This is a genomic window from Streptosporangium sp. NPDC003464 (genome assembly GCF_053588315.1).
The window spans coordinates 66995-75923 of record NZ_JBSFPS010000010.1; the positions used below are offsets into that span (position 1 = coordinate 66995).

Consider the following 8929-nt stretch of genomic DNA (forward strand, 5'->3'; position numbering starts at 1 on the left):
ATCAGCCGCGCCGGCGCCGCCAGAGCATGATCATCGCGCTGACCGCCAGCACCGCGCCCACCCCGATCAGGAGCGGCGCCAGATCCGGCCGATCGTCCGCCCACAGGTCATCGGGCTCATCACCCAGCCTGACCGGCCGCGGCGCGCCCCCCACCGCCTCGCCGACCCGGTCCCCCACCGAGACCAGGAACTGCCTCGCGCTCGTCTCCGCCTTGGCGACGGTGCGCCTCGCGACCTTCTTCGGGCTCACCCGATCGGCGATGGCGTCAACCGTCTGGGCCAACTCCGCACGGGTCCGCTCGATCCGCCGCTCCAACTCCGCGGGATCGGTGTCCGCCATGGCTCTCCTCTCATCGCCCTTGACATTGATCAGTCTGTCAGGTCCGACCCTCCCACGACACTTCAGGTCGGCCGGTAAGTTGACCCGGGAACGATTCCTCAGAGGAGCCACATGAAACTCGAGCCGGGCGACGCCGCCCCAGACATCACTCTCCCCGCCGCCGACGGCACCACCGTCTCCCTCGACGCCTACCGCGGCAAGCGGGTCATCCTCTACTTCTACCCCGCCGCGATGACCCCCGGCTGCACCAAGCAGGCCTGCGACTTCCGCGACAGCCTCGCCTCCCTGACCGCGGCGGGCCTGGTGGTCCTCGGTGTGTCGAAGGACAGCCCGGCCAAGCTCGCCAAGTTCGTCGAGCGCGACGCCCTGACCTTCCCCCTCCTGTCGGACCCCGACCTGGAGGTCCACAAGGCCTACGGCGTCTACGGCGAGAAGACGATGTACGGCAAGACCACCCTCGGCGTCATCCGCTCCACCTTCGTCATCGACGCCGACGGGAAAATCGAAAAGGCCCTCTACAACGTGAAGGCGACCGGCCACGTGGCCCGCCTCCGCCGCGAACTCGGGCTCGAATAAATACCGTTTTTCGCCATTTATCACAGCATGCGCATGCCCCAAGAAATGTCAGCCCCATTACCTATCCTTGGGGCATGCCAACCAAATACAAGTACACCCCCGAAATGCTGGCCGAGGCGGCAGCCAACTCCCTCAGCATCGCCGACGTCCTCCGCCACCTCGGCATCACCATCGCGGGCGGCAATCACGCCCACATCAGCCGCCAACTGAAGCGCCTCGGGATCGACACCTCGCACTTTCTCGGCCAAGCACATCATCGAGGACGGCGCTCGGCCAGGCGGCTTCCACCGAGCGAGGTTCTCCGCGTACGCCCACCGGGTTCCCTCAGGACCAAGCCCCCCATGCTCCGCCGGGCGCTTCAGGAAGCGGGCGTGCCCTACCGGTGCGATGGCTGTAAGATCGAGGGCGTCTGGGAAGGTGGACCGCTCACACTGCACGTCGACCATCTCAACGGCGACTGGCTTGACAACAGAATAAATAACTTGCGATTTCTCTGTCCGAACTGCCATTCTCAGACGGAGAACTTCGCAGGGAAAAACAGAGGGGCCGTAGCCCAACGGCAGGAGGCAGCGTCTTTAGGTGGCGCGCAGTCCGGGTTCGAATCCCGGCGGCCCCACAAACGTCCTAAGAATTATACCGTCGATCTCAGGTCCGTGACGGTCAGTGTCACCCTGTCCCCCCAGGACGCTTTCTTCATCGAGTATTACTTGAATCAGAAACGCGTCCGGACGAGATCCGCGGTGATGCGTAAAGCGATTCAACTGCTGCGCGAATCCACTCACGAAGAGGACTACGCCGTCGCGTTCGGCGAGATGGACGAGGGTGCTGGGGCGGAGCCGTGGAACACCGCGGAGGGCTGTGGCGGCGGGGAGGCGACGGGGTGAGGTCCGGCCGGTCGGCCGCGGCCCTGCGGCCGACCGGTGCCTGACCGCTCTCAGGCGGTGCGGCGCAGCAGGAGGGTGACGAAGCCGAGGGTGTCGCGATAGCCGTTGAGCCACATGTCGCGGTGGTCGCGGGCGGCGGCGAGGGCGGCGTCGCCGTCGGGGCCGGGGTGGTCGAGGGCCCAGTTGGTGAGGGTGCCGGTCCAGGACCACTCGTATTCGTGCCATTCGGCGGGTTCGCTGGTGTGCGCGTAGACGGTGGCGTATCCGGCGTTCTCGGCCTGGGCCACGGTCGCGGGGAGGTCTCCGTAGTCGTCGGGCCGGGCGTCGAGTACGGCCAGCGTCTGCGGGCTCGGGGGCTGCTCCCAGAAGCCCTCTCCCACCAGTGCGAGCCCTCCGGGGCGCAGGTGGCGGCTGATGTCCTCCATGGTCTGGGTCAGGCCGCCGAAGGCGTGGGTGGAGCCGACGCAGAGCACGAGGTCGTAGGGGCCGGTGCCGGTGAAGTCGGCGGCCGGGACGTCGTGGAGGTTGAGCCGGTCGGACAGCCCTCGGCGGTCGGCCTCCTTCTTGGCGGCGGCCAGCGCGTGCGAGGAGATGTCGACCCCGTCGGCGGTGGCGCCGGGGTGCAGTTCCAGGGCCCGTAGCGTCCAGGCGGCCTCTCCGCATCCGAGGTCGAGGATGCGTGCTCCGGCGGGGAGTTTCGCCCGGGTGAGAAGGCGTTCCAGATGCGCGTCGCTCACCGGGGAGGCGATCGGATGGTCCTGGTGGGCGATATGACTGATCAGTTGGCGTTCCACCGGGGTGAATATGCCCGACGTCGGGACTGGCGCACCACTGAATAAATCCGGCGGGTGGTCAGGTGAGGGGTGTGAGGCCCGGCCGGTCGCGGGTGGCGGTGCCGTAGTCCTGGAAGATGAGCTCTTCGAGGCCGGAGCCGTGGTGGACGCCGGTCTCGGTGCCCACGGCGAGCACCGAGACGTTGCCGTTGGTGGTCTGGAAGACCGGGCCGCCGATGTCGCCGCCGCGTGAGGAGCGCCGGCCGCGTGCGGACAGTGGGTCGAAGTAGCACTCGTGGCGGCCGTAGATGTCGTTGCCGCGGAGCTGGGTGTAGGCGCCGTCATGGTGAGGCCGCAGATCGCCCCGGAGGAGGACGCTGGAGGGGGCCCGGAGCCGGTCGGCCGCCTGGTGCGGTTCGGCCTGTGAATGTTTGGTCGGCTGCGGGAGGGTCATCCGGTGGCGGCGCCGGAGATCGGGTCGCGCGGTGCATCCTTTTCACCGCGCGACCCGGCGTGATTGTGATCCGCCATCACAAACATTCTCCCTTTACTCACCCCGGAGGGTGCTCCCGGAAACCATGATGCCCAATTGGGGGTAAAGAAGGCGTAAGCCATGGGTGATGTGCGACCTGGGTCGTAGACGGGGCTCCCCCCTGAGGGGGAAGGGCATTGATCTGCGGATACGTATTGTGGTGATGTGTTCGGCAGATTACGCGCCTGGAGCCGGCGCCATCCCAGTGCTGTGGACGCCCTGTGGCTGGCGCCGTTCATGCTGGCCTGTCTGGGCACCGTCGTCGGGCTGGCGCTGGATCCGGAGCTTTACCTCGGGCAGAGCGGGATGGGCTTCTGGGGCTATCTGGGGTTGGGTGTGGTGCTGGTCGTCCCGCTGTTCTGGCGGCGGAGGTGGCCCCTGACGGTGTTCGCGATCGTCTCGACGGTGAGTTTCGGGCAGTGGCTGTCGGGGGTGGAGGCGACGCCGTTCAACATGGCGGTGCTCATCGCGATGTACGCGGTGGCGTCGCTGTGCTCGCTGCGGTGGGCGATCGCGGCGGGCCTGGTGGCCGAGCTGGGGCTCGCCCTGTCTTTCGGTCAGATCACGACAAATCCTGATCCGCGCACTTTCGCCAGCGCCTCGGTGTTCGTGGTCGCGATCTGGATCGCGGGGATCTACGCCAACACCCGCCGCCACTATCTGGAGAGCCTGGAGGAGCGGGCCGAGCGGGCCGAGCGGGAGCGGGACCAGCAGGCCCAGCTGGCCGCGGCGGCCGAGCGGGCCCGCATCGCCCGCGAGCTGCACGACGTGGTCGCGCACAACGTGAGTGTGATCATCGTTCAGGCCGACGGGGCGGGTTACGCGATCGACAGCGATCCCGAGCAGGCCCGTAAGGCCATGCAGGCCATCTCCGTCACGGGCCGGCAGGCGCTGGCCGAGATGCGCAGGATGGTCGGCGTGCTGCGGACCGACGGCGCCGCCGTCGAGGAGGAATACGCCCCGCAGCCGAGCCTGTCGCAGCTGGACGACCTGGTGGCGCAGGTGCGTTCCTCGGGGCTGCCGGTCGATTTCCAGGTCACCGGCGCTCCACAGGAGCTGCCCGAGGGGGAGCAGCTGACGGTCTACCGGATCGTGCAGGAGGCGCTCACCAATACCCTCAAGCATGGCGGTCCGGACACCAGGGCCACGGTCGAGATGGAGTACGGCTTGCGCGAGCTGCTTCTGCGGGTGACCGATGACGGTCGCGGCGCAGCCGCCCCGGGGCGTCCGGGCGGGCACGGTCTGGTCGGCATGCGGGAGCGGGCGGCCATGTTCGGCGGGAGCGTCGAGGCCAGGCCCCGCATGGGCGGCGGGTTCCAGGTGACCGCGCGGCTGCCGATCGGCGAGACCGGGCGGAGCCGGGCCGCGTGACGGGCGTGCCGGACGCGGTGGGCGGAGTCTCCGTCCGGACCGGCGCGGGACCGGGGAGCCGGTGCCGGTGGAGGCCGGGGAGCCGGCGGAGGGGGTGGGGAGCGGTGAGCGGCCGGTGATCCGGGTCATGTTGGTCGACGATCAGGTGCTGCTGCGGGCCGGGTTCCGCATGGTGCTCGGCGCGCAGCCGGACATCGAGGTCGTCGCGGAGGCGGGCGACGGGGCCGCGGCGGTCGAGGCGGCGCGGACGGCCGAGGTCGACGTCGTGCTGATGGATGTGCGGATGCCGGTCATGGACGGGGTGGAGGCGACCCGGCTGATCTGCGCGGCGGGCGAGCGGCCCCGCGTGCTGATCCTGACCACCTTCGACCTGGACGACTACGCGTTCGCGGCGCTGAAGGCGGGTGCTTCGGGGTTCCTGCTGAAGGACGTGCCGCCGTCAGACCTGATCAGTGCGATCCACTCGGTGCACAGCGGGGACGCGGTGGTCGCGCCGAGCACGACACGGCGGCTGCTGGAGCGCTTCGCCGTGCATCTCCCCTCTCCGGGCGCGGCGGAGCCGGCGGCGCTGACCGGGTTGACCGCGCGGGAGCGGGAGGTGCTCGTGCTGGTGGCCAGGGGCCTGTCGAACACGGAGATCGCCGACCGGCTGGTGCTGGCGGAGGCGACGGTCAAGACGCATCTGGGCCGGGTCCTGGCCAAGCTGGGCCTGCGGGACCGGGCGCAGGTCGTGGTGTACGCCTACGAGTCGGGCCTCGTGACCCCGCATTCGGCGGGCTAGCGCGGCGGCGGCGGGGTGCTCCTCGGCCGAATGGCCGATGCGGGGCTACCCCTGAGGTGGCGGTGATCCTTCCGCGGGAGCCCTGCGGCGGAGGGAGAGTCCGTCCTTCAGTCCGATGGCCTGCGCTTTCTCCGGCAATAGCGTTTATCCCGTCGTAAACGCAGATGTTTGCCGAGGAGAGTTGACGTGACCATCACCGGAGAGGTCGGCGCCTGGAAGGCGCGGGAGAGCGTGGCGGCCGCCGTGGTAGCCAGAGGTCTGACCAAGGTGTACGGGCAGGGGGACGCTGCCGTGCACGCCCTCCGGGGGGTGGACGTCTCCTTCGCGACGGGCGCCTTCACCGCGATCATGGGCCCCTCCGGGTCGGGCAAGTCCACGCTGATGCACTGCCTGGCCGGGCTGGACACGGTCAGCGGCGGGCAGGTGCACATCGGCGACGTGGAGCTCACCGGGCTGGGCGACAAGCAGCTCACCCTGCTGCGCCGCGAGCGGATCGGCTTCATCTTCCAAGCGTTCAACCTGCTGCCGACGCTGACCGCCGAGCAGAACATCCGGCTCCCGTTGGAGATCGCCGGGCGCCAGGCCGACCGGGATCTGTTCGACCGGGTCGTGGAGACCGTGGGCCTGCGTGACCGGCTCGGCCACAAGCCGACCGAGCTGTCGGGCGGCCAGCAGCAGCGCGTGGCGGTGGCCCGGGCCCTGATCAGCAAGCCGCAGGTCATCTTCGCCGACGAGCCGACCGGCAACCTGGACTCGCGCAGCGGCGCGGAGGTGCTGTCGTTCCTGCGTACCTCGGTGCACGAGCTCGGCCAGACGATCGTGATGGTCACCCATGACCCGGTCGCGGCCTCCTACGCCGACCGGGTGGTCTTCCTCCGTGACGGCCTGCTGGTCAGCGAGGTGGTCAAGCCGACGCCGCAGACCGTGCTCGACACGCTGATGAAGCTGGAGGCCTGAGTTGCTGAAGACGACTCTGGCCGGGCTGCGGGCGCACAAGCTGCGCCTGCTGCTCACCTCACTGGCGATCGCGCTGGGGGTGGGCTTCATCGCGGGCACGTTCGTGCTCACCGACACCATCGAAGCGGGTTTCACCCAGAAGTTCTCCGCGGCGGCTGACAAGATCGATGTCGCCGTGCTGCCCGTGCCGGACGAGAAGTCCGACGCGGTGCCGTCCGTCTCCGCCGCCACGCTGGAGAAGATCCGCGCCGTCGGCGGCGTCGCCGACGCGCAGGGGCTCGTGCAGGGCACCGCCGCGCTGATCGGCAAGGACGGCAAGGCGGCCGGTGACTATCCCACGGCCGGCATCTCCATCGCCGAGGGCTCGCTGAACCGCACGGCGATCACCAGTGGCTCCGCCCCGAAGACCCCGACGGAGGCCGTGCTCGACGAGAACACCGCCGAGACCCGCGGTTTCAAGGTCGGCGACACCGTCACGGTGCTGGACTCCGGGAACGCCGAGCACCGGTTCACGCTGGTGGGCCTGTTCGACGTCGGCCTCAACCAGGAGCTCGGCTACACCGGTGCGGTGGGCTTCACCACCGGCGCGGCCCAGACGATGACCGGGGAGAAGGGTTTCCGGGAGGTCGACGTCGCGGCCGCCGAGGGAGTGTCGCAGGAGACGGTGCGCGACTCGGTCGCCGCGGCCCTGGGCTCGGGATACGAGGTCAAGACGGGTAAGCAGTACGCCGACGCCATGGCCAGGCAGAACGGGGCCGACACCGAGTTCCTCAAGCTGGGCCTACTGCTGTTCGGCCTGGTGGCGATGTTCGTGGCCGCGCTGGTCATCTACAACACCTTCAACATCCTGGTCGCCCAGCGGACGCGCGAGATGGCGCTGCTGCGCTGCATCGGCGCGACCCGCGGGCAGGTGTTCGGCTCCATCGTGCTGGAGTCCGTCGTGGTGGGCGTGCTGTCGTCGGTGCTGGGCCTGCTGCTGGGCTACGGGCTGGGCGCGGGGGCGCTGGCCGTGCTGTCCTCGGTCGGGGCGCCGCTGCCCGAGGCGACCGCCGCGCTGACGCCGCGCACGATCGCTCTCGGCCTGCTCATCGGCCTGGTCGTCACGGTGGGGGCGGCGCTGCTGCCGGCGCGGTCGGCGACGAAGGTCGCACCGATCGCGGCGCTGCGCACGCAGGTCGAGGAGCACACCTTCCGGGCGGGCCTGACCCGGGTGATCTTCGCGTCGCTGTTCCTGGTCGCGGGCGTGGGCGCCACGGTGGCCGCGCTGAACATGGGGGCCGGTCAGACCGCGCTCGTGGTGGTCATGGCCGGGGGCTCTCTCGTCTTCCTCGGGGTGCTGACCCTCGGCCCGGTGATCGTCAAGCCGCTCGGCGCCTTCGTGGGCTGGCTGCCCGCCAAGCTGTTCCGGGTGCCCGGCAAGCTGGCCGTGGACAACTCGCGGCGCAACCCCAAGCGGTCGGCCACCACCACCGTGGCGCTGACCGTGGGCGTGACGCTGATGACGCTCATCGCCGTCCTCACCGGCACCATCCGGATGACCTACACCCAGAAGCTCGACGACCAGTTCCCCGTGGACTACATGGTCCAGGCCCAGGCCCGGGACTCCGGGCTGCCCCGCGCGCTGGCCGAGGACCTGCGGACCAAGCCCGAGCTGACCTCGGTCGTCGCCTTCCGGGCGAGCGCCGCCAGGGCCGGTGACAGGGGCGAGAAGTATGAGGTCGGGACCTTCACCGCCGGCTCGGACTTCAGGCCGGAGCTCGCCACGGGCTCGATCGACCTTCTCCGGCCCGGCACCGCGGTCGTCGCCGACCACGTCGTCAAGCGCCTCAAGCTCAAGGTCGGCGACCGGCTGCCGGTGCGGACGGCCAGGGCCGGCACGGTGGACCTCACGATCGTGTCCACCTTCGACCCGCAGAACACCGATCTGGCCGAGGTGACCGTGCCGGACAAGGATTTCGAGCGCTACTTCGGCACGGTCGACGACAGCCGGGTGATGATCAACGCCAAGGACGGCGTCAGCCCCGAGCGGTCCCGCAAGGTGGTCGAGGCGGCGGCGCAGCCGTACCCGACGGCGAAGGTCGCCAGCTCGACGGATGTCCGAGGCGAGTTCGACGAGGCGCTCGACATGATGTTGATGATCATCACCGGCCTGCTGGGCCTGGCGGTGCTCATCTCCCTGCTGGGCATCGCCAACACGCTCTCCCTGTCGGTCCACGAGCGGACCCGTGAGTCGGCGCTGCTGCGGGCGCTCGGCCTGACCCGGCCCCAGCTACGGCGGATGCTCTCGGTGGAGGCGCTCATCCTGGGGCTGATCGGCGCGCTGGTCGGCGTGGTGCTCGGCGTCACGTTCGGCTGGGCCGCGGCGCGGACGATGACGGAGGACGTCGTCTTCCAGCTCCCGGTCCTGCAGATCCTGGCGTTCGTGGCGCTGTCCGGCCTGGCCGGGGTGGTCGCCGCCGTGCTGCCCGCCCGCCGGGCGGCGCGCGCCTCGATCGTGGGCTCGCTCGCCGCCGGCTGACCTGGCACTCACCGCCCGCGGGCCGGGCGCTCCGGTGGCCGACCGGGCCCCGCCCGCGGGCCGGGCACTTCGGTGGCCGACCGGGCCCCGCCCGCGGGCTGGGCGCTCCGGTCACCGGCTGGGCTGCGACGACGTCTGGGCACGCTCCACCGCACTGCTACGGGCCATCCACGAGCACCCCTACAACGCCGCACTCG

10 protein-coding genes, 1 tRNA gene and 1 pseudogene are annotated in these 8929 nt (G+C 70.0%); 8 read left to right on the forward strand and 4 right to left on the reverse strand.

Going from position 1 to position 8929, the window contains the following annotated elements:
* Position 1: 1 nt before the first annotated feature.
* Entirely contained in the window at positions 2-340 is a 339-nt protein-coding gene (locus ACWDS7_RS04220) for a DUF3618 domain-containing protein (RefSeq protein WP_451928045.1), read from the reverse strand.
* A 111-nt stretch (positions 341-451) separates the two neighbouring features.
* Between ACWDS7_RS04220 and bcp the strand changes: the two genes are divergently transcribed.
* Positions 452-916, forward strand: a complete 465-nt coding sequence (gene bcp, locus ACWDS7_RS04225) for a thioredoxin-dependent thiol peroxidase (RefSeq protein WP_451928046.1) — start codon at positions 452-454, stop codon at positions 914-916.
* A 20-nt stretch (positions 917-936) separates the two neighbouring features.
* Here the strand turns inward: bcp and ACWDS7_RS04230 are convergent, their stop codons facing one another.
* Positions 937-1164, reverse strand: a complete 228-nt coding sequence (locus ACWDS7_RS04230; RefSeq protein WP_306856511.1) for a hypothetical protein — start codon at positions 1162-1164, stop codon at positions 937-939.
* Between the two features lie 93 nt (positions 1165-1257).
* Here ACWDS7_RS04230 and ACWDS7_RS04235 point away from each other — a divergent pair.
* The 3 genes and pseudogenes from ACWDS7_RS04235 to ACWDS7_RS04245 form a co-directional block, all read left to right on the forward strand.
* Positions 1258-1428, forward strand: a pseudogene (locus ACWDS7_RS04235) (HNH endonuclease); the annotation flags it as partial.
* Positions 1429-1458: 30 nt separating this feature from the next.
* Positions 1459-1532, forward strand: a tRNA-Leu gene (locus ACWDS7_RS04240).
* Between the two features lie 127 nt (positions 1533-1659).
* Positions 1660-1800, forward strand: coding sequence for a hypothetical protein (locus tag ACWDS7_RS04245; RefSeq protein WP_451928052.1), 141 nt, complete (start codon positions 1660-1662; stop codon positions 1798-1800).
* Positions 1801-1850: 50 nt separating this feature from the next.
* Here ACWDS7_RS04245 and ACWDS7_RS04250 read toward each other — a convergent pair whose 3' ends face one another.
* Together ACWDS7_RS04250 and ACWDS7_RS04255 are read right to left on the reverse strand one after the other, a co-directional pair.
* On the reverse strand, positions 1851-2594 hold the full coding sequence (locus tag ACWDS7_RS04250) for an SAM-dependent methyltransferase (protein WP_451928047.1): 744 nt from the start codon (positions 2592-2594) through the stop codon (positions 1851-1853).
* Between the two features lie 58 nt (positions 2595-2652).
* Positions 2653-3027: a hypothetical protein gene (locus tag ACWDS7_RS04255; RefSeq protein ID WP_451928048.1), complete on the reverse strand. Its 375-nt coding sequence runs from the start codon at positions 3025-3027 to the stop codon at positions 2653-2655.
* A 243-nt stretch (positions 3028-3270) separates the two neighbouring features.
* Here ACWDS7_RS04255 and ACWDS7_RS04260 point away from each other — a divergent pair, with 243 nt between their 5' ends.
* The 4 genes from ACWDS7_RS04260 (at position 3271) to ACWDS7_RS04275 (ending at position 8732) form a co-directional block, all read left to right on the forward strand.
* Positions 3271-4476 (forward strand): sensor histidine kinase, encoded by a 1206-nt coding sequence (locus ACWDS7_RS04260; protein ID WP_306856508.1) that lies wholly within the window; start codon positions 3271-3273, stop codon positions 4474-4476.
* A 127-nt stretch (positions 4477-4603) separates the two neighbouring features.
* Positions 4604-5257, forward strand: a complete 654-nt coding sequence (locus ACWDS7_RS04265; RefSeq protein WP_451928049.1) for a response regulator — start codon at positions 4604-4606, stop codon at positions 5255-5257.
* 186 nt (positions 5258-5443) lie between these two features.
* On the forward strand, positions 5444-6214 hold the full coding sequence (locus tag ACWDS7_RS04270) for an ABC transporter ATP-binding protein (RefSeq protein WP_306856505.1): 771 nt from the start codon (positions 5444-5446) through the stop codon (positions 6212-6214).
* Position 6215: 1 nt separating this feature from the next.
* Positions 6216-8732 carry an ABC transporter permease gene (locus ACWDS7_RS04275; RefSeq protein ID WP_451928050.1) on the forward strand — a complete coding sequence of 839 codons (2517 nt, stop codon included), beginning with the start codon at positions 6216-6218 and terminating at the stop codon, positions 8730-8732.
* The last annotated feature ends 197 nt before the right edge of the window (positions 8733-8929 follow it).

What these genes read in the sequence shown, in the direction of transcription:
- ACWDS7_RS04265 (WP_451928049.1), top strand. Translation starts at nt 4,604, where the DNA reads ATGTTGGTCGACGATCAGGTGCTGCTGCGGGCCGGGTTCCGCATGGTG.
- bcp (WP_451928046.1), top strand. Translation starts at nt 452, where the DNA reads ATGAAACTCGAGCCGGGCGACGCCGCCCCAGACATCACTCTCCCCGCC.
- ACWDS7_RS04220 (WP_451928045.1), bottom strand. Translation starts at nt 340, where the DNA reads ATGGCGGACACCGATCCCGCGGAGTTGGAGCGGCGGATCGAGCGGACC.
- ACWDS7_RS04255 (WP_451928048.1), bottom strand. Translation starts at nt 3,027, where the DNA reads ATGACCCTCCCGCAGCCGACCAAACATTCACAGGCCGAACCGCACCAG.
- ACWDS7_RS04245 (WP_451928052.1), top strand. Translation starts at nt 1,660, where the DNA reads ATGCGTAAAGCGATTCAACTGCTGCGCGAATCCACTCACGAAGAGGAC.